This window comes from Amycolatopsis sp. NPDC049691 (assembly GCF_040675005.1).
Lineage (GTDB): Bacteria > Actinomycetota > Actinomycetes > Mycobacteriales > Pseudonocardiaceae > Amycolatopsis.
The window spans coordinates 227,075-251,851 of sequence record NZ_JBFANX010000007.1; the positions used below are offsets into that span (position 1 = coordinate 227,075).

At 73.3% G+C, this 24,777-nt stretch carries 31 protein-coding genes; 20 read left to right on the forward strand and 11 right to left on the reverse strand.

What is annotated here, in order from left to right; genetic code table 11:
- Positions 1-40 precede the first annotated feature (40 nt).
- The 4 genes from AB0J40_RS18510 (at position 41) to AB0J40_RS18525 (ending at position 1,923) form a co-directional block, all read left to right on the forward strand.
- Positions 41-589 carry a MarR family transcriptional regulator gene (locus AB0J40_RS18510; protein ID WP_364454240.1) on the forward strand — a complete coding sequence of 183 codons (549 nt, stop codon included), beginning with the start codon at positions 41-43 and terminating at the stop codon, positions 587-589.
- Positions 590-636: 47 nt separating this feature from the next.
- Complete coding sequence (locus AB0J40_RS18515) at positions 637-1,131, forward strand: hypothetical protein (RefSeq protein WP_364454242.1); 495 nt, start codon at positions 637-639, stop codon at positions 1,129-1,131.
- A 50-nt stretch (positions 1,132-1,181) separates the two neighbouring features.
- Positions 1,182-1,343 carry a hypothetical protein gene (locus tag AB0J40_RS18520; protein ID WP_364454245.1) on the forward strand — a complete coding sequence of 54 codons (162 nt, stop codon included), beginning with the start codon at positions 1,182-1,184 and terminating at the stop codon, positions 1,341-1,343.
- A 76-nt stretch (positions 1,344-1,419) separates the two neighbouring features.
- Positions 1,420-1,923: a hypothetical protein gene (locus tag AB0J40_RS18525; protein WP_364454248.1), complete on the forward strand. Its 504-nt coding sequence runs from the start codon at positions 1,420-1,422 to the stop codon at positions 1,921-1,923.
- Positions 1,924-2,055: 132 nt separating this feature from the next.
- Here the strand turns inward: AB0J40_RS18525 and AB0J40_RS18530 are convergent, their stop codons facing one another.
- Both AB0J40_RS18530 and AB0J40_RS18535 read right to left on the reverse strand, forming a co-directional pair.
- Complete coding sequence (locus AB0J40_RS18530; protein WP_364454251.1) at positions 2,056-2,532, reverse strand: DinB family protein; 477 nt, start codon at positions 2,530-2,532, stop codon at positions 2,056-2,058.
- Positions 2,533-2,552: 20 nt separating this feature from the next.
- Positions 2,553-3,158 (reverse strand): class I SAM-dependent methyltransferase, encoded by a 606-nt coding sequence (locus AB0J40_RS18535; protein ID WP_364454254.1) that lies wholly within the window; start codon positions 3,156-3,158, stop codon positions 2,553-2,555.
- Positions 3,159-3,223: 65 nt separating this feature from the next.
- On the opposite strand from AB0J40_RS18535, the gene AB0J40_RS18540 reads away from it, so the two are divergent.
- The 6 genes from AB0J40_RS18540 to AB0J40_RS18565 all read left to right on the forward strand — a co-directional run bounded on the left by AB0J40_RS18540 (position 3,224) and on the right by AB0J40_RS18565 (position 8,951).
- Positions 3,224-3,808 (forward strand): XRE family transcriptional regulator, encoded by a 585-nt coding sequence (locus AB0J40_RS18540; RefSeq protein ID WP_364454256.1) that lies wholly within the window; start codon positions 3,224-3,226, stop codon positions 3,806-3,808.
- Positions 3,809-3,930: 122 nt separating this feature from the next.
- A complete protein-coding gene (locus AB0J40_RS18545; RefSeq protein WP_364454259.1) occupies positions 3,931-4,836 on the forward strand; it encodes an ATP-binding cassette domain-containing protein in 906 nt (301 codons plus the stop codon).
- Entirely contained in the window at positions 4,833-5,594 is a 762-nt protein-coding gene (locus tag AB0J40_RS18550) for an ABC transporter permease (protein ID WP_364454262.1), read from the forward strand. The genes AB0J40_RS18545 and AB0J40_RS18550 overlap by 4 nt, the downstream gene beginning before the upstream one ends.
- Positions 5,594-6,841 carry a streptophobe family protein gene (locus AB0J40_RS18555; protein WP_364454265.1) on the forward strand — a complete coding sequence of 416 codons (1,248 nt, stop codon included), beginning with the start codon at positions 5,594-5,596 and terminating at the stop codon, positions 6,839-6,841. Before AB0J40_RS18550 ends, AB0J40_RS18555 begins: the two co-directional genes overlap by 1 nt.
- Positions 6,829-7,515: a response regulator transcription factor gene (locus AB0J40_RS18560; protein ID WP_364454267.1), complete on the forward strand. Its 687-nt coding sequence runs from the start codon at positions 6,829-6,831 to the stop codon at positions 7,513-7,515. The genes AB0J40_RS18555 and AB0J40_RS18560 overlap by 13 nt, the downstream gene beginning before the upstream one ends.
- Positions 7,512-8,951 (forward strand): HAMP domain-containing sensor histidine kinase, encoded by a 1,440-nt coding sequence (locus AB0J40_RS18565; RefSeq protein WP_364454269.1) that lies wholly within the window; start codon positions 7,512-7,514, stop codon positions 8,949-8,951. Before AB0J40_RS18560 ends, AB0J40_RS18565 begins: the two co-directional genes overlap by 4 nt.
- Before the next feature lie 4 nt (positions 8,952-8,955).
- On the opposite strand, the gene AB0J40_RS18570 is transcribed toward AB0J40_RS18565, so the two are convergent.
- A complete protein-coding gene (locus AB0J40_RS18570) occupies positions 8,956-9,237 on the reverse strand; it encodes a MarR family winged helix-turn-helix transcriptional regulator (protein ID WP_364454271.1) in 282 nt (93 codons plus the stop codon).
- A gap of 185 nt (positions 9,238-9,422) precedes the next feature.
- Between AB0J40_RS18570 and AB0J40_RS18575 the strand changes: the two genes are divergently transcribed.
- Positions 9,423-10,364 (forward strand): TerC family protein, encoded by a 942-nt coding sequence (locus tag AB0J40_RS18575; protein WP_364454272.1) that lies wholly within the window; start codon positions 9,423-9,425, stop codon positions 10,362-10,364.
- Here the strand turns inward: AB0J40_RS18575 and AB0J40_RS18580 are convergent.
- Positions 10,361-10,828, reverse strand: coding sequence for a MarR family transcriptional regulator (locus AB0J40_RS18580; RefSeq protein ID WP_364454274.1), 468 nt, complete (start codon positions 10,826-10,828; stop codon positions 10,361-10,363). The genes AB0J40_RS18575 and AB0J40_RS18580 overlap by 4 nt on opposite strands.
- 67 nt (positions 10,829-10,895) lie before the next feature.
- Here AB0J40_RS18580 and AB0J40_RS18585 point away from each other — a divergent pair, with 67 nt between their 5' ends.
- From AB0J40_RS18585 to AB0J40_RS18605, 5 genes are read left to right on the forward strand one after another with little or no spacing between them, the layout of a single operon-like run.
- The gene (locus AB0J40_RS18585) at positions 10,896-11,933 is read left to right on the forward strand and encodes an LLM class flavin-dependent oxidoreductase (RefSeq protein ID WP_364454277.1); all 1,038 of its coding nucleotides are present in this window, start codon (positions 10,896-10,898) and stop codon (positions 11,931-11,933) included.
- Positions 11,930-12,577, forward strand: coding sequence for an NAD(P)-binding domain-containing protein (locus AB0J40_RS18590; protein WP_364454280.1), 648 nt, complete (start codon positions 11,930-11,932; stop codon positions 12,575-12,577). The genes AB0J40_RS18585 and AB0J40_RS18590 overlap by 4 nt, the downstream gene beginning before the upstream one ends.
- Positions 12,578-12,594: 17 nt before the next feature.
- Complete coding sequence (locus tag AB0J40_RS18595; protein ID WP_364454283.1) at positions 12,595-13,152, forward strand: TetR/AcrR family transcriptional regulator; 558 nt, start codon at positions 12,595-12,597, stop codon at positions 13,150-13,152.
- Positions 13,153-13,162: 10 nt separating this feature from the next.
- On the forward strand, positions 13,163-13,906 hold the full coding sequence (locus AB0J40_RS18600) for a cupin domain-containing protein (protein WP_364454285.1): 744 nt from the start codon (positions 13,163-13,165) through the stop codon (positions 13,904-13,906).
- On the forward strand, positions 13,903-14,661 hold the full coding sequence (locus tag AB0J40_RS18605; protein ID WP_364454287.1) for an SDR family oxidoreductase: 759 nt from the start codon (positions 13,903-13,905) through the stop codon (positions 14,659-14,661). Before AB0J40_RS18600 ends, AB0J40_RS18605 begins: the two co-directional genes overlap by 4 nt.
- 118 nt (positions 14,662-14,779) lie before the next feature.
- Here AB0J40_RS18605 and AB0J40_RS18610 read toward each other — a convergent pair whose 3' ends face one another.
- On the reverse strand, positions 14,780-15,445 hold the full coding sequence (locus AB0J40_RS18610; RefSeq protein ID WP_364454290.1) for a Rieske (2Fe-2S) protein: 666 nt from the start codon (positions 15,443-15,445) through the stop codon (positions 14,780-14,782).
- The gene (locus AB0J40_RS18615) at positions 15,442-16,017 is read right to left on the reverse strand and encodes an RNA polymerase sigma factor (RefSeq protein ID WP_364454293.1); all 576 of its coding nucleotides are present in this window, start codon (positions 16,015-16,017) and stop codon (positions 15,442-15,444) included. The genes AB0J40_RS18610 and AB0J40_RS18615 overlap by 4 nt, the downstream gene beginning before the upstream one ends.
- 114 nt (positions 16,018-16,131) lie before the next feature.
- On the opposite strand from AB0J40_RS18615, the gene AB0J40_RS18620 reads away from it, so the two are divergent.
- On the forward strand, positions 16,132-17,400 hold the full coding sequence (locus AB0J40_RS18620) for a vanadium-dependent haloperoxidase (protein ID WP_364454296.1): 1,269 nt from the start codon (positions 16,132-16,134) through the stop codon (positions 17,398-17,400).
- A 3-nt stretch (positions 17,401-17,403) separates the two neighbouring features.
- On the opposite strand, the gene AB0J40_RS18625 is transcribed toward AB0J40_RS18620, so the two are convergent.
- The 3 genes from AB0J40_RS18625 to AB0J40_RS18635 all read right to left on the reverse strand — a co-directional run bounded on the left by AB0J40_RS18625 (position 17,404) and on the right by AB0J40_RS18635 (position 19,797).
- Complete coding sequence (locus AB0J40_RS18625; RefSeq protein ID WP_364454299.1) at positions 17,404-18,717, reverse strand: alpha/beta hydrolase; 1,314 nt, start codon at positions 18,715-18,717, stop codon at positions 17,404-17,406.
- A gap of 93 nt (positions 18,718-18,810) precedes the next feature.
- The gene (locus AB0J40_RS18630) at positions 18,811-19,257 is read right to left on the reverse strand and encodes a MarR family transcriptional regulator (protein ID WP_364454302.1); all 447 of its coding nucleotides are present in this window, start codon (positions 19,255-19,257) and stop codon (positions 18,811-18,813) included.
- 42 nt (positions 19,258-19,299) lie between these two features.
- Positions 19,300-19,797 carry a MarR family transcriptional regulator gene (locus AB0J40_RS18635; protein WP_364454305.1) on the reverse strand — a complete coding sequence of 166 codons (498 nt, stop codon included), beginning with the start codon at positions 19,795-19,797 and terminating at the stop codon, positions 19,300-19,302.
- Positions 19,798-19,859: 62 nt separating this feature from the next.
- Here AB0J40_RS18635 and AB0J40_RS18640 point away from each other — a divergent pair, with 62 nt between their 5' ends.
- The gene (locus AB0J40_RS18640) at positions 19,860-20,279 is read left to right on the forward strand and encodes a DUF6069 family protein (protein ID WP_364454307.1); all 420 of its coding nucleotides are present in this window, start codon (positions 19,860-19,862) and stop codon (positions 20,277-20,279) included.
- A gap of 4 nt (positions 20,280-20,283) precedes the next feature.
- On the opposite strand, the gene AB0J40_RS18645 is transcribed toward AB0J40_RS18640, so the two are convergent.
- Entirely contained in the window at positions 20,284-21,399 is a 1,116-nt protein-coding gene (locus tag AB0J40_RS18645; protein WP_364454309.1) for an NAD(P)/FAD-dependent oxidoreductase, read from the reverse strand.
- A gap of 63 nt (positions 21,400-21,462) precedes the next feature.
- On the opposite strand from AB0J40_RS18645, the gene AB0J40_RS18650 reads away from it, so the two are divergent.
- Both AB0J40_RS18650 and AB0J40_RS18655 read left to right on the forward strand, forming a co-directional pair.
- Complete coding sequence (locus AB0J40_RS18650; RefSeq protein ID WP_364454312.1) at positions 21,463-22,149, forward strand: TetR/AcrR family transcriptional regulator C-terminal domain-containing protein; 687 nt, start codon at positions 21,463-21,465, stop codon at positions 22,147-22,149.
- Positions 22,150-22,237: 88 nt separating this feature from the next.
- Complete coding sequence (locus AB0J40_RS18655; protein ID WP_364454315.1) at positions 22,238-23,878, forward strand: CotH kinase family protein; 1,641 nt, start codon at positions 22,238-22,240, stop codon at positions 23,876-23,878.
- On the opposite strand, the gene AB0J40_RS18660 is transcribed toward AB0J40_RS18655, so the two are convergent.
- A complete protein-coding gene (locus tag AB0J40_RS18660; protein WP_364454317.1) occupies positions 23,875-24,747 on the reverse strand; it encodes a DUF3616 domain-containing protein in 873 nt (290 codons plus the stop codon). The two genes, AB0J40_RS18655 and AB0J40_RS18660, sit on opposite strands and share 4 nt — an antisense overlap.
- Positions 24,748-24,777: the final 30 nt, after the last annotated feature.

Below are 24,777 nucleotides of genomic sequence, written 5' to 3' on the forward strand. Positions count from 1 at the left end.
CTGCTATGTTTAGCTCTAAACGTAGCAACGGGAGGCGAGGGTGTCCAACGACGGCTACCCGATGGAAGCGATCCTGCGCTGGCCCGCGGCCGACATCGCGGCGGCGTGGCAGCGCGAGCTGCCCGGCGTGCGGACCGAGTCCATCGAGGTCATCACGCCCGCCTGGCGCATCGCCAAGCTGCTGGCCGACGACCGGCGCCGGACGCTGGCCGAGCTCGGCATCGATCCGTCGACTTTGGACCTGCTGAGCGTGATCCGGCGCGCCGGGCCGCCGTACGAGCTGACGACTCGCGAGATCACGCGCCGCACCTTGGTCACCGCGGGCGCGATCTCCCAGCGGATCGCCCGCGCCGAGCAGGCAGGCCTGGTCGAGCGGGCGCCGTCGGCGGCGTCGCGCCGCGCGGTCGCGGTCAAGCTCACCGACGCCGGCCACGCCCTGATCGAGGCGACCGTGCGCCGGCTGCTCGAGCACGAAGCGGACCTGATCGGCGGGCTGACACGGGACGAGCGCACGACGCTCACCGGGCTGCTGGCCAAGCTGGAGGCGACGCTGCACGAGCGCGCCTCCCCCGAGCGAGGGGACGGCTGATACCCGGGTGGGAGGTCGCGGCGCCCCGGCCGAGCCAGGCTGGGGCCATGACCACACCCGTCGTCCGCCCACAGCGGTGGGCCGTCGCCGCCGCCCACGCCGTCCCGCTCGTCACCCTGCCGTCCGGGATCTGGCGGCTCTTCCTCGCGGGCGGCGCCGACCTCGGGCTGCGGCCCTACTACGTCATCGGTTTCGGCGAAGCCGCGTACATCGTCGGGCTGAGCGTCGTCTCCGAAGCACTGGCCCTGCTCACCCTCGGCCTCGTCCGGCCGTGGGGCGAACGCGTCCCGCGGTGGGTCCCGCTGCTCGGCGGCCGCCGGGTCGCGCCGTACGCCGCGATCGTCCCGGCGGCCGCCGGGGCGCTGGCCCTCGCGGTGATCTGGGGGTACGCGTTCCGGGACTTCCCCGGGTTCGGCGCCGTCACGTTCGCCGGCCCGGGCCGGCACGCCCTGCTCGTGGCCTGCTACCTGCCGCTGCTGCTCTGGGCGCCGCTGCTGGCCGCCGTCACCTGGGCGTACTGGCGACGCCGGTGCCGGGTGTAGCGCCCCGCGAGCGCGGGTACCCCGCCGTCACCTTCGAAAAGGGAGCTGACATGGGTCTTCTCGTCGGGTTGCTGGTGATCTGGGCCGTTTTGGCCGTTCTCGGCATCGTCATCAAGGGCCTCTTCTGGCTGATCATCGTCGGCGCGGTGCTGTTCGTCGCGACCGCGGTGATCGGCTTCGTCAAACGGGAGGCACTCACCCGCCGGCACTGATGTCCGACATCACGGTTTCGCGCCGGAAATGGCGGTTCGTTCGGCGGCCGGGTGGTGATCGTGCTATTCGATCTCTATGACCGAATCACCGAACTACCCGAACTACCCCGAATCCGCGGCGGCGGGGCAGCCCGCCACCGCGCCGGCACGGCCCAGCACGGTCGAAGGCGCTTTCTGGGCGTTCATCGCCTCGACCGTCATCGGCCTCGTCGGCGGCTTCCTGATCTTCGCAAGCCGTGACGCGATCGCCGACACACTGCGGAATTCGAACAGACAAAGCGGCGGCGGGCTGACCGACGCGCAGATCGACCAGGCCGTCACGATCACGATGGTCGTCGCGCTCGTGATCGCGGTGATCATCGCCGCGCTGTACCTGCTGTTCGCGTTCAAATTGCGCGCCGGCCGGAACTGGGCGCGGATCGTGCTCACGGTGATCACCGCCCTGCAGCTGATTTCGGTGCTGGCCGGGCAGACCACGGTGCTCGGCTACGTGAGCGTGGTCGTCGCCGTCATCGGCGTGGTGCTGTCGTTCCTGACGCCGTCCAACGCCTACTTCGCCGCGAACAAGACCATCCGCTAGGACCGGACCCGGGCCCGCCGCACCACCGGCGGGCCCGGCTCGGCTGTCCTGTTCGGACAGTCGCGACGTACCCGAGCGCGTCGCCGGGGAAGCCGCCCGCGGCGGCGCGCCCCCGACCACGCCGGGCACCGGTCACCGGCCCGTCGACCCGTCGATCAGCTCGCGCAGGATGTCGGCGTGGCCGGCGTGGCGGCCGGTCTCCTCGATCATGTGGACCAAAGCCCAGCGCATCGAAGGTTGCGTCCCGCCCGGGCGGGCCACCGGCTCGGTCAGGTCGGTGCACGCGTCGATCACCGCGTTGGCCTCGGCGACCGCCGCGCGGTAGCCCGCCAGGAGCGCGGCCGCCGTTTCGGCCGGCCGCGGCCGGAACGTCGCCTGCCAGTCGGCCGTCCGCTCGCCGAGGAACGTGAAGCGCTCGACGTGGGTCAGGTGCCGGACCAAGCCGAGCAGGGACGTGCCCGAGGGCACGCCGGGTGTCCGGACCTGCGGTTCCGGCACGCCCTCGGCCTTGGCCGCCACCGCGGCGCGCAGCTGGTCGAGGAACCCGCGCAGCACGTCCTTCTCGCCGGGGCCGGTCCGCGGGGGCGGGGTGTCACGTCGGCGGGGCATGGTCTGTCCTCCTCGGACGGTCATCGGCTTCGGCGGATCAGCAGCAGGTGGTCGACGACCTCGGCGACCTGCCCGCCGGGTCCGGTGGCCCGGCGGGAGAGGGCTTCGGCACGCGAGACGGTCCACTCGCCGGCGTCGAGATCCAGCGACCGCGCCACATCCCGTGGCGCGGGGAACCGGGCCTCCCGGTCCCACGACCACGGCGCGACCGACCCGTGGTCGACGACCAGCAGCAGGCCGCCCGGCACCAGCGCGTGCGCGGCCCGGCGCAGCACGCGGGCGCGCGGGAACGCGAAGGACGTGTGCAGGTAGTGCGCCGAGACGAGGTCGAAGCGGCCCGGGGGGAACGTCTCGGCCAGGTCGTGCCGCTCGGCGCGGATCCGCTCGCCGAGCCCGAGTTCGCGGGCGTGTCCGGCCAGACGGGTGGTCGCGACGCCGGAGAGGTCGGCCGCGGTCACGCGCCAGCCGCGTCGGGCGAGCCACAGCGCGTCGCCGCCCGCGCCGCTGCCCAGGTCGAGCGCGGTGCCGGGCGGCAGGTCGGCGACGGCCTCGGTGAGCCGGACGTTCGGGCGGGGTTCGTCCCGCGGGGTCGCGTAGTGGGCGTCCCAGAATTCCGTGGCGGTCATGGCCCCACCGTGGCGCGGCCGTGCCGGAGTGGCACGCTTTCTTGCGGTTTCGGCAAGATGGCCGGGTGAGCGACGACATCGAGGACGTCCTGCACGCGGTCGGCCCGCGGCTGCGGGCGCTGCGCCGGACCCGCGGGCTGACGCTGGCCGAGGTCGCCGGCACCACCGGGGTGTCGGAGAGCACGCTGTCGCGGCTGGAGAGCGGGCAGCGGCGGGCCAGCCTGGAACTGCTGCTGCCGCTGGCCCGCGCGTACCGCGTCCCGCTCGACGACCTCGTCGGCGCGCCCCGCACCGGCGACCCGCGCGTCCACCTCGCCCCGATCCACCGCCACGGCATGACGTTCGTGCCGCTGTCCCGGCGGCCGGGCGGCATGCAGGCGTACAAGATGCTGATCCCGGGCAGCGACCGGCCGCCGGAGCCGGCGCACCAGACCCACGACGGCCACGAGTGGCTCTACGTGCTGCACGGGAAGCTGCGGCTGGTCCTCGGCGAGCACGACCTGGTGCTGCCGGCGGGCGAGGCCGCGGAGTTCGACACGACGCTGCCCCACTGGCTCGGCAGCGCCGACGGGAAGGCCGTCGAGCTGCTCATCCTCTTCGGGCAGCACGGCGAACGGGCGCACCTGCGCGCCCGCGCCACCCGCGGCTGACCGGCGCCCGGGCTCGATTTCCGGGGAAGCGACGGGCGAAGACGCTCCCGGCCGCGCGAACTCCCAGGGTTCTCCCAGAACCTCCCAGGAACCGGCCAGGCGGGCGGGCCACGCTCGCCGGCATGACCACCATCGAAGTGCGCGGGCTGACCAAGCGGTACGGCCCCGACACCGTCGTCGACGACCTGTCGTTCACCGTCGAGCCCGGGCAGGTCACCGGGTTCCTCGGGCCGAACGGCGCGGGCAAGTCCACGACCATGAAGCTGATCCTCGGCCTCGCGGCGCCGACGCGGGGAACCGTCACCGTCGGCGGGCGCCGCTACCGCGACCTCCCCGTTCCGCTGACCGAGGTCGGCGCGCTGCTCGACGCGGGTGCCGTCCACGGTGGCCGCAAGGCGTACGACCACCTGCTGGCCCTGGCGGTGAGCAACGGGCTCCCGCGGCGCCGGGTCGGCGAGGTGCTGGCCCGGACCGGGCTGGAGAGCGTCGCGGGCAAGCGGGCGGGCGGGTTCTCGCTCGGCATGCGGCAGCGGCTCGGCATCGCGGCGGCGCTGCTCGGCGACCCGCGCGTGCTGATCTTCGACGAGCCGGTGAACGGGCTCGACCCGGAAGGCATCCGGTGGATCCGCGACTTCATGCGCTCCCTGGCCGGCGAAGGCCGGGCCGTGCTGGTGTCGAGCCACCTGATGAGCGAGATGGCGCAGACGGCCGACCACCTGGTCGTGATCGGCCGCGGCCGGCTCGTCGCCGACACCGCCGTCAGCGAGCTGGTGCGCGGCGAGGGGACCGTGCTCGTCCGCACGCCCGACGCCGGCTTCGCGCGGCTGCTCGTCACCGCCGGGGCCGAGGTGCGCGAAGGCGCCGAGGCCTCACTCGTGGTCTCCGGCCTGACGAGCGGGGAGATCGGCAAGCTCGCCGCCTACCACGGCGTCGCGCTCGCCGAGCTGACCCCGCAGCGCGTCTCGCTCGAAGACGCGTTCATGGAGCTGACCCGCGACAGCCTCGAGTACGCGGGGGTGGGCGCGTGAGCTTCACCCGGTCCGTCCACGCGGAGTGGATCAAGCTCCGCAGCCTGCGCTCGACCTGGTACACCCTGGCGTGCCTGTTCGCGGCCGGGCTCGGCATCACGGCCCTCGCGATGAACGCCGCCGGCAAGGCCTACGCCGAGGACCCGCAGGCCTGGGACCCGACCAACCGCAGCCTGACGTCGTACATCGTCGCGCAGCTGATCATCGGGGTACTGGGCATCCTGGTCGTCACCGGCGAGCACGCGACCGGGCTGGTGGCGACGTCCCTGGTCGCCACGCCCCGCCGGGAGCGGCTGCTGGCGGCCAAGGTCGTGGTCGCCGTCGCCGTCGCCGTGGTGGCGGGCCAGGTGCTGATGTTCGCCGCGTTCTTCCTCGGCCAGGCGGTGCTGGGTGCGCAGGGCCTGCCCCGGGCGTCCCTCGGCGATCCCGGAGCGTTGTCCGCGGTGACGGGCGGCGGGCTCTACCTCGCGGCGATCGCGCTGCTGGCGGTCGGGCTCGGCACGCTGATGCGGGCGACGGCGGGCGCGCTGGCGACGCTCGTCGGGATCGTCTTCCTGGTCCCGGCGCTCGCCGGCCTCTTCCCGGCGTGGGTGCGCGGGCTGTTCTTCTACTGGCCGACGCTCGGGGCGTCCGCGGTCCTGAAGACGGTGCCCGACCCGGACTTCCCGCACCCGTGGCTGAACCTGGGCGGGATGTGCGCCGGGGTGGCCGCGGTGCTGGCGGTGGCGTTCGTGGTGTTCCGCCGCCGGGACGTCTGATGCGCGAGGTGGTCCGCGGCTTGCTCGCGGCGGCCGCGTCGCTGGTGGCGATGGCGGGCGTGGCGGCGGTGGGGTTGCTGCTGCTCGGGATGGACCAGGTCGGTTCGTCGACGGCGGCGGTGGTCGCGTTGGCCGTGGGCGGGTCGGTCGATCTCCAGGCCGCTGCCGTCGGCGGGCTTCCGGTTGCCTTGCGGGGTGGGTTGAGCGGAATTCCGCTCGGGGTTTCCCTTGCCGGGGCGGTGGTTTTGGGGTGGCTGTTGCTGCGCCGGCGTGAGGGGCTGGTCGTTCGGGGTGCGGTGGCGGGGGTGGCTTTCGCGGGGACGCTGGGGACGGTTTCGTTCTGGGCAAGGGGAAAGGTGGGCTTGCCGGGTGGTATCGGTGCGCCGCGGGGCTGTGCTTCGGCCGCGCTGTCGGGCGCCGGTTCCCCGGCGGGGATGCGGGAAGCATTGCCGGGTGGGCTTGGCACCGGGCCTTCCGGAGGGTTGAGCCGGCCCCTGCCGGGTGGGCTTGGCATCTGGCCTTCCGCCGGAGCCCATCAGCCGTTCCCCGGCGGCCTCGGCGCCGGGTTCCCCACCCAAGGCGGCCTACCAACCCCCTCTCACCTGGAAGCCGCGTTCTCCGTGGCCGCCGGACCCACCGTCGCCGGCGCCCTGGCCTTCGCGCTCGTGGTCGTCGCGGCATGCTGGCTGATCGCGCGTTTCCCTTCCGTGGCACCAACTCTGCGCGCCCTGGGGTGGCCGCTCGCGTGCCTCGCCGCGGTCTGCCTGGTCGCCGCCGGGATCCTCGGCGGCGCCACCGCGGCCGGGGCCGTCCTGCTCCTGCTCCCCCAGCTGCTGCCCGCCGCCGTCCTGACCGGCCTCGGTGTCCCCTGGCACCTCGGCACCACCGGCCTGCTCTCCTGCGCGCCGGACACGAGTTTCCCGGCCACGCACTGGATCGCCGCCGTGGTGCTGCTCGGCTGCGGCATCGCGGTCGCCCTCCACCGGCGCCACCCACCCCTGCGCCAAGCCGCGGAACTCGCCGTGATCGTCGGCGGTGTCTCGACCGCCGTCGCGCTCCTCACGCGGTTCTCCGTCGACCTCTCGGTGTCCGTGTTCGGCTTCTCGGTCCCCGTCCTCGGCGCGCGGCTGGCGGCGAACCCGCTCCTCGCCCTGGTCGCCGGAGCCGCGGGCGGGGCCGTCGCGGGGCTCGCCGGCAGCCTGCTCGTCCGCGCGATCTCCGTATCCTCGCGGGCATGGACGCGATGACCCGGCTGCTGGTGGTGGACGACGAACCCACCGTCCGCGAGCTGCTCTCGGCCGCCCTCCGGTTCGCCGGCTTCCGGGTGACCTCCGCGGCGACGGCCACCGAAGCCGTCGCCGCGGCCACCGAAGAACCGCCCGACCTGGTGCTGCTGGACGTCATGCTGCCCGACCTGGACGGCTTCGAAGTGGTCCGGCGGCTGCGCGAGCAGCACCGCCCGGTGCCCGTTCTCTTCCTCACCGCGCGGGACGGGCAGGCCGACAAGGTCACCGGCCTGTCCCTCGGCGCCGACGACTACGTGACGAAGCCGTTCGACCTGGCGGAGCTGATCGCGCGGATCCGGGCGATCCTCCGCCGCACCGCCGGGCACCCGGCCGCGGTCCTGACCGTGGGCGACCTCGCCCTCGACGCCGACGGCCGGCAGGTGACCCGCGCGGGGCGGCCCGTCCGCGTGTCCGCCACCGAGTTCCGCCTGCTGCGCTACCTGATGGAGAACGCCGGCCGGGTCGTGTCGAAGGCGCAGATCCTCGACCGCGTCTGGCGCGAGGACTTCGGCGGCGACGCCAGCATCGTCGACACCTACATCTCCTACCTGCGGCGCAAGGTCGACACCGAGGAGCCCAAGCTGATCCACACCGTGCACGGCGTGGGCTACGTGCTGCGCGAGCCCCGGCGGTGAGGCGGCTGTCGCTGCGGGCGCGGCTGCTGCTGCTCACCGCGGGCCTCCTGCTGGCCGGCCTGACGCTCGTCAGCGCGCTCGTCACCGATCAGCTGGAACGCTTCCAGCTCGACCGCCTCGACGGCCAGCTGCGCTCGATGACCGAGCTCATCTCCCTAGCGGCGAGCCCGCCCCCGGCCGGGAACCCCGCCGTGCGGCCGGACCTCCTCGACCCCGCGCTCGACCTGTTCGGCAGCCCGTACGTCGTCTACCTGGACGCCGGTGGCGCGGTCGTGGGCGGCCTGCACTCGTCGCGAGTACCGGGTTCGACGTTGCCGCCGCTCGACGCGCTGCGCACGGTGCCCACCGGCGGGAGCGGCGTCGACCTGGTGGCCACCGACGGCTCGCAACGCTGGCGGGCCGTCGCGCGCCCGGCCGCCCGCTGGGGCGGGACGATCGTTTCGGCCGCACCACTCGCCGAAGCCGACGCCACGATCACCCAGCTGCGGGTGAGCAGCCTGATCACCGGCGGGGCGCTGCTCGTCCTGCTGACCGCGGCCGGCTGGTTCGCCCTCGGCCGGGGCCTGCGCCCGCTGCGCCGGATCGAGCACACGGCGGCCGCGATCGCCGGCGGCGACCTCACCCGACGCGTCCCGGTCCTCGCGCCGCCCGGCACGGAGATCGGGCACCTCGCGGCGTCGCTCAACACCATGCTCGGCCAGCTGGAGGACGCCTTCGCCGCCCGGGCGGCGTCGGAGGCGCGGATGCGCGCGTTCGTCGCGGACGTCAGCCACGAGCTGCGCACGCCGTTGTTCGGCATCAAGGGGTCCACGGAGCTGTACCGGATGGGCGCCCTGCCCGAACCGTCCGATGTGGACGAAGCCATGCGCCGCATCGACCGGGAGGCCACCCGTCTCACCGCGCTCACCGAGGACCTGCTGCTGCTCGCCCAGCTCGACGAGGCCCCCGAGGAGCAGCTCGACCGGGCCCCGATGGACCTGCGCACCCTCGCCGGCGACGCCCGGCACGACCTGCGCGCGCTCGACCCGTCCCGCACGGTCGCCCTCACCGGCCCGGGCGGCGACGGACCGCCGGGCCCGGCCCCGGTCGACGCGGACGAGGCCCGGCTCCGCCAGGTGGTGACGAACCTGGTGGGCAACGCGGCCGCGCACACCCCGCCGGGCACGAGCGTCCGCATCGGCGTCGGCACGGTGGCGGGCCGCGCGGTCCTGGAGGTGGCCGACACGGGGCCGGGGCTGACGGCCGGGCAGGCGGAGAAGGTGTTCAACCGCTTCTACCGCGCCGACCGGTCGCGCACGCGGGCCGGCGGCGCGGACGCGGGCCTGGGGTTGTCGATCGCCCGCTCGCTGGCCCGCGCGCACGGCGGCGACGTCGAGCTGGAGACGGCGGTCGGCGAAGGCGCGTGCTTCCGGCTGTCGTTGCCTGTGCTGGACTGAGGGTTCAACGCCGCTTGGGGCCCAGCGCCGCCACCAGCTCGGCCACGCGGTGGTGGGCTTCCAGCGGGTGCCGCAGGCGGCCTTCCGGGTGGATCGTGTAGTGGTTGCGGCGGCCCACGCGCTCGCGTTCGACGTAGCCGTCCGCGATCAGGTCCGCGAGGATCAGCTGCACGCCGCGTTCGGTGATCCCGACCCGCTCGGCGAGGTCGTGCAGCCGGTGGTCCGGGTTCTCGGCCAGGCACAGCAGGACGTGCGCGTGGTTGCTCAGGAACGTCCACGAAGCCATGCGGGGAGCTTAGCCGTCCACAGTTGACAGACGAAGCAAAGTTCGTCATTCTGGAGTGGACGGAGGGGAGTACCCGCCCCGGTCCGGCATCGTCAATCCGGCTGCCCCGGCGCAGACCCGGTGCCGGCGCCACCTCGCGGTGGCCGGGAAGACCTCCGGTTCGCACCGAACCGGAGGAGTGTGCCGTGACCGTCCCCTTCTGGGCCTGGGCTGCCGTGCTCGGCGTCATCCTGCTCATGCTCGCGATCGACCTGTTCGCTCACCGCAAGGCGCACGTCGTCGGCGTCCGCGAGGCGCTGGTGTGGTCGGGGGTGTGGGTGGCGCTGGGCGTCGCGTTCGGCGCCGTCGTCTGGTGGGCCTGGGGCGCGGAGTTCGCGGGCCAGTACTTCGCCGGGTACGTGATCGAAAAGTCCCTGGCGGTCGACAACGTCTTCGTGTTCGCGATCATCTTCGGCTATTTCGCGGTGCCACGCGAACACCAGCACCGGATCCTGTTCTACGGCGTCCTCGGCGCACTGGTGTTCCGGGCGGTGTTCATCGCGGCCGGCTCGGCGCTGCTCGCGAGTTTCGCCTGGATCCTGTACGTGTTCGGCGCTTTCCTGGTGCTGACGGGCGTGCGGATGGCGCTGCACCGCGCGGAGGCGGTGGACTACGAGCGGAACGCGGTCCTGCGCGTGTTCCGCCGCCTCGTCCCGACGACCGACGTCCAGCACGGCGGCAGGTTCCTGGTCCGCGAGGCGGGCCGCTGGGTGGCGACCCCGCTGCTGGCGGTCCTGGTGCTGATCGAGGTGACCGACGTGGTCTTCGCGGTGGACTCGATCCCGGCGATCTTCGCGGTGACGCGGGAGCCGTTCCTGGTGTTCACGTCCAACGCGTTCGCGATCCTGGGCCTGCGCGCGATGTACTTCCTGCTGGCGGATCTGATGCACCGGTTCGTGTACTTGAAGCTCGGCTTGGCGCTGGTGCTGGTCTGGGTGGGCGTGAAGATGCTGCTGCTGGAGGTCTGGAAGATCCCGACGGGTCTGTCGCTGGCAGTGGTGGGCCTGATCCTGGCGACAGCCGTCGTGGCCAGCCTGATCCGGACTCGCGGCGCCCGCGACATCACCGGCAGGACCTCCCGGCTCTAGCCGAGGTTGGCCCGCAGCGCCGCCGCGACCTCGCCGGCCGCGGCGAGCTGGTGCGGGGTCAGCGCGTCCACGAACAGCTCGCGCACCGCCGTCAGGTGCGGGACCGTCGCCGCGCGGAACGCCGCGTCGCCTTCCGGGGTCAGCACCACCTCGGCGCCACGGTTGTCCGTTCGGCACTCCTCGCGCCGGAGCAGGCCGCGCTTCTCCATCCGGCCGAGGTGGTGCGACAGGCGGCTGCGCTCCCAGCCGATGTCGTCGGCGAGCTGCGACGATCGTAGCCGCTGCCCGTCGGCCTCGGTGAGGGCGAGCAGGACCGCGTAGTCCCCGGGCGACAGCCCGGACTCCGCCTGCAGGCGCGCGCCGAGCTCGGCGCGCAGGGCCTCGGCGGTCTCGATGAAGCCGCGCCAGACACGCAGCTCCTCCGTGGTCGGCAGCACGCGCCGCCGTCGTGTCGGCTGGGTCACCACACCTCCTGGTTGACACGTCAATCATATCGAGCGGATGATTGACGTGTCAATCAAAGGAGTCAGCGTGACCGACCTGCACTTCGGGCTCGACACTTTCGGCGACGTCCCGCACGACGACGCCGGACGGCCCCTCTCCCCCGCCGCGGCCATCCGGCAGGTGGTCGACGAAGCCGTGCTCGCCGACGAACTCGGCGTCGACGTGCTCGCGCTCGGCGAGCACCACCGGCCCGAGTACGCGATCTCGACCCCCGAGACCGTCCTGGCCGGCATCGCCACCCGCACGTCGCGGATCCGGCTGTCCTCCGGCGTCACGGTGCTGAGCTCGGACGACCCGGTCCGCGTGTTCCAGCGCTTCGCGACGGTCGACGCCCTGTCGAGCGGCCGCGCCGAGGTCATCCTCGGGCGGGGTTCGTTCACCGAGTCGTTCCCGCTGTTCGGCTACGACCTGAGCGACTACGACGCGCTGTTCGAGGAGAAGCTCGACCTGTTCGTGCGGTTGCTCGACGAGAAACCGGTGATCTGGCGCGGAACCCTGCGGCCGCCGCTGGAAGCCGCCGACGTGCACCCGAAGACCGAAAGCGGACGGCTGCCGACGTGGGTCGGCGTCGGCGGCTCGCCCCAGTCGGTGATCCGCACCGCCCGCCACGGCCTCCCGCTGATGCTGGCGATCATCGGCGGCCCGCCGGGGCGGTTCGCGCCGTACGTCGATCTCTACCGCAAGGCGGCGGCGCAGTTCGGGACCACCGCCCACCCGATCGGCATGCACTCCCCCGGCTTCGTCGCCGACACCGACGAGCAGGCGCGCGAAGTGTTCTGGCCGCACTACCGCGTGATCCGGGACCGGATCGGCGCGCTGCGCGGCTGGGCCCCGATCCGGCGCGAGGAGTACGACCACGAGATCGAGCACGGCTCGCTGTACATCGGGTCACCCGAGACGGTCGCCCGCAAGATCGCCCGCGCGGTCGCGGAGCTGGGCGTCGGCCGGTTCGACCTGATCTACACCGCGGGCGCCCAGCCGGTGAGCGCCCGCCTGCGCGCGGTCGAGCTGTACGGCGCCAAGGTGATCCCGATGGTGCGCGACCTCTTGGCGGCGGCGGAATGATCATCGGGATCCTCGGCGCGGGCAAGGTCGGCACGGTCCTGGCGCGCCTCGCCCTGGCCGCCGGGTACGACGTGCTCGTCGCCGGCTCCGGGGCGCCGGAGAAGATCGCGCTCACCGTCGACGTCCTCACCCCCGGCGCGGTCGCGGTGACCGCCGGGGAGGCGGCGGCCAAGGCGGACGTCGTCCTGCTCGCGCTGCCGCTGGGCAAGTACCGCACGATCCCGGCGGCGGCGCTCGCCGGCAAGCTGGTCGTCGACGCGATGAACTACTGGTGGGAGGTCGACGGCGTCCGGGCGGACCTGCGCGTGTCGACCAGCGAAACGGTCCAGGCCTTCCTGCCGGACGCGCACGTGGTGAAGGCGTTCAACCACATGGGCTACCACGACCTCGAGGACGAGGCCCGGCCCGCGGGCGCCCCGGGCCGCAAGGCGATCGCGCTCGCGGGCGACGACCCGGCCGACGTGGCGCGCGTGGCGGAGCTGGTCGACGCCTTCGGCTTCGATCCGGTGGTGGCCGGCCCGCTCGCCGAGGGTGTCCGTCTCGAGCCGGGTGCCGAGGCCTTCGGCGCGAACGTCGGTGCGACCGAGCTGCGCGCCATGCTCGCGCGTGCGAAACGGCAAAGCACTGGCTTCTGTACCTACTAGTATGTACAGTCCCGGACGTGGACACCAGGGACCAGCTCATCGACAGCACCCGCGAGCTGCTGTGGGAACGCGGGTACGTCGGCACCAGCCCGAAGGCCATCCAACAGCGCGCCGGCGCCGGGCAGGGCAGCATGTACCACCACTTCTCTGGCAAGCGGGAACTCGCGCTGGAAGCCGTGCGGCGCAGCGCGGACGAGCTGCTCGCCGCCGCCGACGCCCAGCTGCGCGGGCCCGGCACCGCCGTGGAGCGGATCACCGCGTACCTGCGCCGCGAGCGCGAAGTGCTCCGGGGCTGCCCCGTCGGCCGGCTCACGCAGGACCCCGAGGTCGTCGCCGACCCCGAGCTGCGCGCTCCGGTCGACGCGACGCTCACCCGCCTTCAGGCCCGGCTGGCCGACGTCCTGCGCGAAGGCCAGGCCGCGGGGGAGCTTCCCCCAACACCGGACCCCGCCGCACTGGCCGCCACCGTCGTCGCCGTCCTGCAGGGCGGTTATGTGCTCGCCCGCGCGGCCAACGCGCCCGAACCGTTCGACCAGGCCGTTTCCGGTGTCCTCGCCCTGCTCACCGTCCACTGAGGAGTCCTTCGTGCACGTCCGTCCCGTCCCGCAGACCAGCACGCCCGCGCCCGCCGACGCGATCAGCGGCAGCGCGTGGGTCACGTCCCTCGCCGTCCCGGAAGGCCCGTCGCGGACGCGCGTCGACCGCGTGCAGTTCGCGCCCGGGGCGCGTACCCGCTGGCACCGGCACCCGCTCGGCCAGGTCCTCGTCGTCACCGAGGGCACCGGGTACGTGCAGCGGCGCGGCGGCCCGGCCCAGCTGGTCCGGCCCGGCGACACGGTCCGCGTCGCCGCCGGCGAATGGCACTGGCACGGTGCCACCGACACGACCGCGATGACCCACCTGGCCATCGAGGAGATCCCCGGCGACGGCACCGCGACCGAAATCGGCGACGCGGTGGCCGGCGGCGAACCGGCGCCCGTCCCCGCCGAACCCGTCACCCGGACGCTCGTGCTGGAACAGCGGCTCCCCGCCCCGCGCCTGGTCGACCTCGTCGAGGTCCGCCGGATCACCATCGCGCCCGGCCACGGCGCCGGCCTGCACGTCCACAATGGACCGGTGTTCGGCAGCATCGAGACCGGGTCCGCCGTCTACCAGATCGAAGGCGAGCCGGAAACGCTGCTGCGGCCCGGAGACGTCTTCTACGAACCGGAAGCGACCCGGATCGCCCGCTTCGACGCGCAGGAGGACGGCGTCACGTTCCTCGCGCAGTTCCCGGTCGGCCCCGGCGAAACCCCGCGGCTCGACCTGGTCGAGGTGGACGGCAAGTGAAGGGCGTGCTCGTGACCGGCGGGTCCCGCGGGATCGGCCGCGCCACCGCGAAAGCGTTCGCCGCCCGGGGTTTTCGCGTGGCGGTCCACTACGGCACGCGCCGCGAAGACGCCGAGACGACGCTGGGCGAACTCGAAGGCTCCGGGCACGTGTGCCTGGCCGGGGACCTGGGCGACCCGGCGGCGGCCCGGCGGCTCGCCGACGACGCGGTCGCGGCGCTCGGCCGGGTCGACGTCCTGGTCAACAACGCCGCGCAGGCCCCGACCGAACGGACCCGGCACGCCGTCGCCGAGGTCGGCTACGACCAGTGGGTCGAGGTGTGGCGGCGCACGGTCGAGGTCAACCTGCTCGGCGCCGCGAACGTCACCTGGGCGGTGGCCCGGCACCTGATCGGGCAGGGCCGCCCGGGCAGCGTCGTCAACGTCGGCTCGCGGGGCGCGTTCCGCGGCGAACCCGAGCACCCGGCCTACGGCGCGAGCAAGGCGGCACTGCAGGCGTTCGGCCAGTCGATGGCGATCGCCTTGGCACCGCACGGGATTTCGGTGACGTCGGTGGCGCCGGGGTTCGTCGCGACCGAACGCCAGGAGACCAAGCTCGCCGGCCCCGGTGGCGACGAGCTGCGGGAGCAGAGCCCGTTCGGCCGGGTCGGCACGCCGGAGGACGTCGCCGCGGCGATCGTCCACCTCGCCTCGCCCGAAGCCGCGTGGAGTTCCGGCGCGATCCTCGACGTCAACGGGGCTTCGTACCTGCGCTGACCGCCGGTCACGGCGTCACCGTCACGGTGGCGGAGTCATGCCCGGACCGCCGCCACCGTGACGAGCAGGAAGTGTTTCACCGCAACGGAATTCCTCATGCCCGGAATACGCGCGGGTGTCACGCTCCCGTCGGCGGGACCAGCACCTCGACCACTCCCCCGGCCTCGCGCACCACCAGGTGCGGCAACGGCGGCGGCGTCACCGGCAGCTGGTGCACGAGGACGGCACCGTCCACGGTGAAGGACGTCCGGTGGCACGGGCAGTTCAGCCGCCGGGCCGGGGCGTCCAGGTTCAGCCGGCAGCCGAGGTGCGTGCACGTCGCCGAGACCGCGCGCACCTGCCCGGCCGACCGCTGCACGAATCCCGCCACCGCCCCGAAGTCGAACGGCAGCACGCCACCCTCGGGCAGGTCGTGCGCCGCCACCACCGCCCGCCACTCGCCGTTCTCCGGGCGGAGCACGTCCTCGGCGGCCGGCTCGGCGGTCCCGGACGTCACCAGGTATTCGACGCCCGCGCCCGCCGCGGCCGCCACCGCGGCGGCCGACGACACCTGGATGAACCGGCGCCGGTTGCCCGTCGGCGCCGGTTCCCCGAGCTCCTGGGCGAGCCTGCGGTGCAGCCCGGCGACGAACTCCTCGCTCGCCGCCCCGGCACCCGGCCGGGCGGCGCGCAGCAGCACCGCGGTCCGCAGCTCGGCCTCGTCGCCGGGACCGGCCGCGAACGCGCGCGGCCGGCGGCGGCGCAGGAGATCCTTGACGAACCGGCGGACACCTCGAGTCGTCACGGCTCCATCCCTTCCGCCACCTGGGCCGCCTGCCGCAACGCGCGGTGCTGCAGCACCTTCGCGTTGCCGACGGTGATGTCCAGCTCCGCCGCCGCCTCCTTGAGTGAGCACGCCTGCAGGAACCGCAGCCGCAGGATCCGGCCGTACCGCTCGGGCAGCCGCGCGAGGATCGCTTCGGCGCGGGCCGGCGTGCGCGGGTCGATGGCGCCGGCTTCGAACGCCGCGATGTCCCGCTCCTCGTCGAGGGTGGTGATCTCCCGGCCGAGCGTGCGCCGCCAGTGCCCGGCCAGCACCGTCCGCGCGGTGGCCAGCAGGTACGCCCGGACCTCGCCGATGCTCGCCGAGACGCGCAGCGGCCGCAACGCCGTCAGGAACACCTCGGTGGTGAGGTCCTCCGCGTCGGGCCGGTTGCCCACCTTCGAGAACATCAGCCGGTACACGCGATCGACGTTGTCGCGGTAGACCGCCTCCCAGTCCGGGTAGACATCCGCGCCGACCGCGTGCAGCCGCGGTCTCGGTGCCGCTTCGTCCTGTTCGGCGCTTTTGCGCCGGAACCGCTGTGCCACCGGCACCGCCCGCCTTCTCCCCTGCCGATTCTTCCCGCCGGATGAGGGATATGGGCCGGGGTTACGCCGTAACCAAGGACCGTATCGGGAAGCGGACCATCCGCCGAACCGGGGAGAGAAATGACCACATCGATGTCGCGACGGCACCTGCTCGTCACCGGCGGGGCGGCCGCCGCCGTGCTCGCCACCACCGGCCTGCCGTCGCCCGCCGCCGCGGCCGGCGGCCGGCGGGGCGGCGCGGACGTCGTCCTCGCCTGGAACCGGGAGCTGCTGACCACCGTCCGCACCGCGGGCCTCCAGCCCGCGACCGTGCACCCGACGCGCAGCTTCGCCCTGCTGCACGCGGCGATCCACGACGCCGTCGTCGCGACGACCGGGACCGGACGGCCCTACCTGTTCACCGTCGAAGTCCCGGCCGCGGCGAACCCGGAAGCGGCCGCGGCGCAGGCCGGTCACGACGTGCTGGCCGCCCTGTACCCCACCCGTGCGGGCGAGTTCGCGAACCTGCTGGCCGGCCAGCTGGCCCGCGTGCACCCGGCGGGCCGGGCCGCCGGCGTGCGGGCCGGCGGGCTCGTCGCCCGGCTGCTGCTGGGATTGCGGGCCAACGACGGCTCGGCCGCCGTCCCGCCGGCGATTCCCCCGGGCACCGCGCCGGGGCAGTACCGGCCGACGCCGCCCGCGTTCGCGCCCGCCGCGTTCACCCACTGGGCCGCGGTGACGCCGTTCGTGCTCGACCGCGCCGGCCGGTTCCGGCCCGGCGCCTACCCCGCGCTGACCGGTACGCGGTACGCGAAGGCGCTGAACGAAGTCGCCGCGGCCGGGCGGGACGGCAGCACCACCCGCACCGCGGACGAAACCGTGCGGGCGCGGTTCTGGGCGGCGCCGATCTGGAACTACTGGAACGAGATCGCGCAGTCCGTCGTCGGCGGTTCGCACGGCAACCTCGTCGTCGCGGCGCGGGTGTTCGCGCGGCTGAACCTCGCCTTCGCCGACGCCGTGATCGCGTTCTACGAAGCGAAGTACCACTACCGGATCTGGCGCCCGATCACGGCGATCCGTCTGGCGGGCGACGACGGCAACCCGGCGACGGACGGCGTCCCCGACTGGTCGAGCCTCGCCACCACCCCGGCCGACCCGGCGTACCCCGGCGCGCACAGCGTCGTCTCGCAGGCGGGCGCCTTGGTGCTGCGCCAGGAGTTCGGGCCACGGTGGCCACTGGCCGTGACGTCCGAAGCGCTGCCCGGGGTGGTCCGGCGGTTCGCCACGTTCCAGGACGCCGCCGACGAGGCGGGACTGAGCCGGATCGTCGCCGGCGTCCACACCCGCCTCGACCACGAAGCCGGGCGGCAGCTCGGTCTCGACGTCGCCGCGTTCGTCCTCCGGTCGTAGCCCCTACCGGCGGGCACCGGTCAGCGGCGGCGGGTCGAACCGCACGTACCGGCCGGTGCCGCCGGCGGCTTCGTTGAGACGCCGCGGTTCCGCGACGTCGCCCCAGCGCCCGGTCTCGATCCGCGACTCGAGAGCGTGCAGGGCCGCGATCGTCTCCGCCGTCCGGAACGCGCAGTGCCCGGTCGCGCCGACGTAGGCCTGGCGCAGCAGGCTTCCGGCGCCCGCCCGGCGCACCTGCTTGCCGTACCAGTCTTCCTGCTCCACCGGCACGAGCTGGTCGGCGATCGTGTGGACGTCCAGGGTCGGGACGCGCAACCGTCCGGTCACCGCGGATGTGCGCGCGAGGGTGCGCACGGCCTGGGGATCCGGCCGGATGTCGGCGTCACGGGTCAGCGTCGCGAGGTCGGCGTCCAAGTCCAGCCCCGCCGCGCGGTAGAGCGCCCGTACCTGGCGGGCGTGGCTGCTGCCGGCCAGCAGGGCGTGGTAGTCGACGCCGGCGGTGAACGCGCTGTTGCCGCCGGCGGCCAGCTCGATCTGGTACCGGCCGGAGACGACGAACCCGAGCACGAACTGCGAAAGTTCTTGCTGCTGCTGGGTTTCCTGGCCGGCGTAGTCGGTGGGGGCCGGCGGCGTCGGGCCGGTGAACCAACCGGGCTCGTTCATCAGGGCGGCGGCCAGCGCGATGCGCGCCTGCCCGGCGGGCGTGGCCTGGGCGTCGGTGGCGATCTTCGTCAGCGCGGCGGCCGACGCGCTCGCCTCGGCCGCGTTCGCGAACCGCACGAGCTTGACGTCCTGCGCGGGCGCGAGGAGGTGGGCCAGCGCGTATTCGCCGTCCAGCTGGTAGTTGTTCAGGTTCAGGCCGCCGGCGACGAGGCCGCAGGTGCTCAGCACGCCGTCGAGCCCGCCGCGTTCGGCTTCGAGGGCGCTGACGAGACCGCCCATCGACGTGCCCCACGCGATCGTGCGGCGCGGGTGGCCGGTCAGCCGCCCGACCGCCGCCAGCGCGCCGAACTGGTCGTCGACGGCGGAGGCGAGCGCCCACCACGACGGGCCGCTGTAGGAGGAGCCGACCAGCGCGTACCCGCTGCCGAGCAGCGCGTCCCGGGTTTCGTCGTCCGGCGCGTCCTGCGCGGTGAGCGGGCCGAAACCGTGGCTGTAGAGGATGGTCGTGCCGTTCCAGGCGGCCGGCACGTCCGCCACCCAGGTGGCCCCGTCCGGCAGCTGACCCGTGTGGTGTTCGCTCGCGGCCGCGGCCGCGGTCCCCGGGACCAAGCCGGCCGCCAGCAGGATCGCGCCGATCAGCGCCAGGACGCGCATGGTGGTGCCCCTCACCCCGGGCCGTCACGCCCGGCTCGATGTGGCACCGAGAGTCCCACGCCGCGCGGGAGATGTACAGGTTTCCTGTACTTTTCAGTGCGACGGCCGATCCGCGAGCGCTGCGTGGCACGCGACGACGTACGCGCGGAACCGGGCCGCGTCACGCTGGTCCAGCTGCGAGACCATCCGGTGTTCGAGCGCGGTGACGTCGTCGCGGACCCGGTCGAGAAGTTCCTGCCCGGGGTCGGTCAGGCCGATCACCCGCCGCCGGCGGTCCCGCGGATCGCCTTCGCGCGCGATGAGGCCCCGCCGTTCGAGCGCGACGACCATGTCCGCCATCGCCTGGTCGGTGACGAAGGAGTTGCGCGCCAGCTCGGCGGTGGTGAGCCCGGACCGCCGTTCCAGCACGGTGAGCGCGGTGTACTGCAGGGGCGTGAGCGCGACCGGGCGGAGCACCTCGTCCAGCCGGGCCCGCACGGCGAGCTCGAGCTGCTTCACGAGGTACAGCAGGCCGGGGCCGGCGGCTTCGGGCTGGGACACGGTCCCATGGTGACCGACGGCGGAGTCGGGCGCCCGAGCCGGTCAGGCTTCCGGCCGCTTGAAGACCTCGGTCGGCAGCCCCAGGTTCTCGACGATCCGCTCGACGGCGTCCCCGAGCCGGACGAAGTCGGCGCCAAGCGGCTCGATCACCAGGCGCCGGATGTTCGCCACGTGCGCGGGGGACGCGGTCGCCAGGTGCGCGCGCCCGGCGTCGGTCAGGGTGGCGGTCGTGAAGCGGCGGCCCTGGCCGGTGCACACCTTCCGGGTCACCCACCCGCGATCCTCCAGCCGGGCCACCGCGTGGGAGATCCGCGGCAGCGACCCGTTGGCCATCTCCGCGATCTCGCTCATCCGCAGGCTGTTCCCCGGCACCACCGAAAGCCGCGCCAGGATCATGTAGCCCAGCAACGTCAGGTCGGCGTCCCGCAGCAGCTGGCTTTCCAGCGCTCCCGGCAGCGTGAGCAGCACCTTGGCCAGGTTGACCCACGCGCGCCGCTCATCATCGCCCAGCCGGCCGAAGGGCTCCACTGCTTCCCGCACGCTTGACTTTAACACGCAACCCGAACTACCTTTGGGTTTAACACGCAACCCAAGGAGGAGCGATGCCGACCACCGCCACCCCGACCTCGGTCACGGTTCTCCGCCTGGGGATCGCCCTCGTGGCGGCCGCCGCCGTCAACACGGTCATCGCGCTCGCGGCGTCCGCGCTCGACGACGGCGGCATCGGCATGGGCCTCAACCCCGCGGCCTACCTGCCCGCGACGGTGCTCGGGCTGCTCGCCGGCGCCGCCGGCTGGGGACTGATCGCCCGCCGCAACGCGAAGGTGCTGCGGGTCGTGGTTCCCCTGGTGCTCGTCCTGACGTGGATCCCGGACCTCCTCCTGCTGACGGCGGGCGCGACGGCCGCCAACGTGGTCGGTCTGATGCTGATGCACCTGGCGGTCACCAGCGCGGTCGTCCTCGCCCTCCGCCCGACCCTGCGGGTGCCGGCCGCGCCGGCTCCGGCGCCCCACGCGGGGTAAGCGCCTACCCGCTCGCTCCCCGGGTGAACAGCGTGATCAGCCCGTGCGGTGAGTCGTCGCCGAAGAGCAGCTCGTGGAGCTCGTTGCCGTCGGCCGCCGCCTCGGCACTGCGGGGGAACATAACCCGCTCGAACGCCGCCAGCGCGGTCTCGGCGTCGTCGTGCCCGGCCAGGGCCAGGGCCAGCTCGGCGCCGTCGAGCATCGCCAGGTTCGCGCCTTCGCCGTTCGGGGCCGCGAGGTGGGCGGCGTCGCCGACCAGCGTCACCCCCGGCACCCGCTCCCACCGGTGCTCGACCGGCAGCGTGTGGAGCGGCCGCAGGACCGGAGGGGTGTCCCCGTCGGTGATCAGCGCGGTGAGCTCGGGCGCCCAGCCCGCGAACTCCCCCGCGGTCCGGGCAATCGCGGCTTCGGCGTCGGCGAAGTCGCCGAACCAGTCGATCGGGTGGGTCAGCGCGACGTAGGTGTGCAGCGTGCCGCCCTTCTCGCGGTGGGCCTGAATACCCTTGCCCGGGGCGAGCGCGAGCATGGCGCCGCCGCCGACCGCCTTCGCGGCGGCCGGGTGCCGGGTGTCGCTGTCGTACAGGAAGGTCTCGACGTACGACCGGCCGATGTACTCCGGCGTCGCCGGGGAGAGCAGCGGCCGGACCTTCGACCAGGCACCGTCCGCGCCGACCAGCAGGGTCGTGGTGACGGTGGCGCCGCCGGCGAAGGTCACCTCGTGCCGGCCGCCTCCCAGCGCGCGGACGCCGGTGACCTTGTGTCCCCAGTGGACGGTGCCGTCCGGCAGCGAGCCGAGCAGGAGCTGCCGCAGCTCACCGCGGGGTACTTCGGGGCGTCCCCCGGTGCCGTCGTCGGGCTCGTCGTGCAGGACCGTGCCGTCGCGGTCGAGGACCCGGGTGGCCTCGTGCCCGTCCAGGACCAGCCGGCGGAACTCGTCGGTCAGGCCCGCCGCTTCGAGGGCGGCCTGGCCGGTGCCGACGTGGATGTCGAGCAGCCCGCCCTGCGCGCGGGCAGCCGGGGACGGCTCGGCCTCGTAGACCGTGGCCGCGATGCCGTGGACGTGCAGGACGCGGGCGAGGACGAGACCGCCGAGCCCGGCTCCGATGATCGTGACGTGCACGATGCCTCCTTCTGGAATGTCATTCCATGTTGGAACATCATTCCAGCTATGTCAAGATGAGGCATGGCACCACGGACCCGCCGGCGCACCGAGGCACTCAGCCGGGAACGGATCGTCGAAGCGGCGGTCGAACTGCTCGACACCTCCGGCGAGGCCGGGCTGACCTTCAAGACGCTGACCGAGCGCCTCGCGACCGGCGCCGGCGCGATCTACTGGCACGTGGCGAACAAGGGCGAGCTGCTCGACGCGGCGACCGACGGGGTGATCGCCGCCGCGCTGGCCGTCGGCTCCCCCGGCTCGCCGCGTGAGGAGATCCGCGCCGTCGCGCTCGGCTTGTTCGACGCCATCGAGCGGCACGCCTGGCTCGCCACGCAGCTGGCGCTGCAGCTCTCGCGCAGCCCGTGGGGGTCGGTGACACCCCGGATCTTCGAGAGCATCGGCCGCCAGGTCCGCGCCCTGGGCGTGCCGGACGGCCACCTGTTCACCACGACCTCGGCGCTGGTGAGCTACATCTTCGGCGCCGCCGGCCAGAACGCCGCCAACAACGCGGGCGCCGCGCCGGGCGGCGACCGCGAGGAATTCCTCGACGCCGTCTCGGCGGCGTGGGAGGACCTGGACCCGGACGACTACCCCTTCACCCGGGCGGTGGCGGCCGAGGTGCGCGGGCACGACGACCGCGAGCAGTTCCTCGCCGGGCTGGACCTGGTCCTCGCCGGCATCACCGCCGTCCACCTGCCGCGAGCCGGGTGATACAGCAACGGGAAAGGGCCGGAACGCGAAATTCGCCGCTGAATTTTCCGCCGGCCTGCGCCGGGGAAATCGGCCGTACCATGACGGGATGAGCGCCCAGGAACAGCAAGCCCTCGATTCCCTCTACGAGATCGGCAATGTGCTGACGGTCGAGATCGCGGTGCCGCAGGCCGACTGGGACGCCGTGCGCACCGAGCAGCCGGCCGGCGGCGTGTGCAACTTCGACTGGACCGGCGGAAGCCGTTACACCTGGCGGAAGGCGTCGGTCACGATCTCCGGGACGCAGTTCCCCGCCAGGACGACGTTCACCGACGTGGGGATCAAGAAGAAGTCCTTCTGCGGCTCGATCAACAGCGACAAGCCGTGCCTGCACGTCGATTTCGCGAAGTTCACCGACGCCAACAAGGCGCCGATCCGGGATCTGATCGGATCGCGCTACCTGACCCTCAACAACTCCGTGCAGGACCTTTCCTACCTCCGGCAGCTGCTGGGCTACCGGCTGTTCGAACTCGCGGGTCTCCCCCATTCCCGTGGCAATTTCGCGAAGGTGCTCGTGAACGGCACGCCGATCGGCCAAGGGGTCGCCGGGGTCGACAGCCCGGGCGTGTACGTGAACGTCGAGCCGATCATGCCGCGGTACATCGAGCGCAATTTCGGGCACACCGACGGAAACCTCTACGAGCTGGAGCACAAGGACGACTTCGTCGCCGCCCGGTTCGGCTTCATCGGCGTGGAACCGCTGTCGAAGTTCGACGACAAGGCCGACCTGAAGTTCGCCATCGACCACATCGCGGCGCACGGGCTGGCCGGCGCGAGCGAGGTGTTCGACCTCGACCAGTTCGTCAAGCTGTACGCGATGGAGTTCTTCCTCAAGCATTGGGACGGCTATTCCCGCAACACCAACAACACCTACGTCTACAACGACGTGGCGGCCGTCGCCGCGCCCGGTGCCGGCGACATCAGGTTCAAGCTGATCCCGTGGGGCCTCGACCAGACGCTGCAGCCGGACCGGCACTTCCGGATCGACACCGCCGGGCTGCTCGCCAAGCTCGTGCGCGACGACCCGGACCGCCGCGCGCAGCTGCTCGGCCGGATCCGCGCCTACCGCGAGAGCGTGTTCGGCCACCGGACCCAGGAAACGGTGCTCAAGCCGCTGCTCGACCGGATGGCGGCGGTGCTGACCGGGCTCGGCGTGCCCGGCCTGCCCGCGCAGGTCACCGTCCTGCGGAAGCAGCTGCGGCTCGCGACGTCGGCCGGCTACCTCGGCGGCGGCCTGCCCGGCCCGGACGGGGCGTTCGTCCGCGAAGACGTCACCAACGAGTGCATGCACGCCAGCGGCACCGAAACCTTCGAACCCGGGAGCTTCGAGGTCGTCCACCGGCTGCGGCCGGCCACCGTCGACGAGGCGGACCTGTGGTGCTTCGACACCCTCGGCACCGGGAAGTCGCTCGCCGCCAAGGCGTCCGGCCGGTTCCTGCACGCGAGCACGACGACGTCGGCCCAGGGCCACCAGCTGCTCTGCACTCGCGCGGCCGACAACGCCGACCACGCCGAAGAGTTCGCGGTGACCCCGGTGGACCCGCCGGGCGACCCCTTCGCCTACAGCGGTTATTTCACGCTGACGAGCGTCCGGACCGGGGCGGGCGCGGCGTTCGCCGCCGATCCGGCGCCGTCCGGGCGGCCCCGGGTCGTCCAGGACCCGGCGGCGTCGAAGCTGTACTTCTCCTAGAGGACCGCATAACCGCCGGTGTCGTCGACGACGAGGATCTTCCGTTCGCCGCCGGCCGGGAAGGTCGTGACGCCTTCGGGTTTCGCGGTGTGGTGGAAGGTGATGTCGAGCAGCCGGATGACGTCACCGTCGCGGGGCCAGACGCCGAGCCGGAACGGCGCGTCGTCGTGGCTGGCCGATCGGCCGAGCAACACGAGGAGGTCGCCGTCCGGCGCGGTGCAGGAGAGGTCGCGGATGCCTTGGGCCGCCGCGGGTCGCGGAAGGCGGGCCGAGCGCACGGCGGGCTCGCCGAGGGCCTCCGTCGTCCACTTCCCGCCGAGGTCGACGGGGATCCGGACCAGGGCGACGCGGCCGGGTGCCACCGGTCCTCGCAGGCCCAGCAGGAGCGCGCTCGTCGCCGCGTCCCAGGCGAGGCCCTCGACGTTCAGGCCGTCGTCGTCCGGTTCCCGCGTGCCGGGCGCGGCGAGGGCGGGTACGCGGTCGAGCAGCCAGGCCCGGAAGCCGGCCATCGGCTCGGCGGGCAGGTCGCCGTCGGGGCCGTACCGGACGCGCACCAAGCCGTCGTTGACCCGGTTTCGCTCGACCGACAGCGAGGAGGAGACGATCAGGACGGTTTCGCCGTCGTGGTCGGCACTGGCGAGCCCTTCGGGATCGCCCAAGTCGCCGGCGCCGAGCAGCCGGCGCCGGCGGATGCGGTCGACTTTCTCCCAGCCGGCGTCGAACGTCATTTCGAACAATGCGGTGGGGTCTTTGTTGTCGACGAAGGTGAAGCGCCGCGGACCCGTTCGCACCACGCCGGAAGCGTTGAACGGGTTTTCGCCGTTCCTTTCGCGGAACGGCGTCGGCTTCACGTTTTTCCGCTTCGCCACGGGCCGAGTGTAAACCGGCTTTCCGGCAGC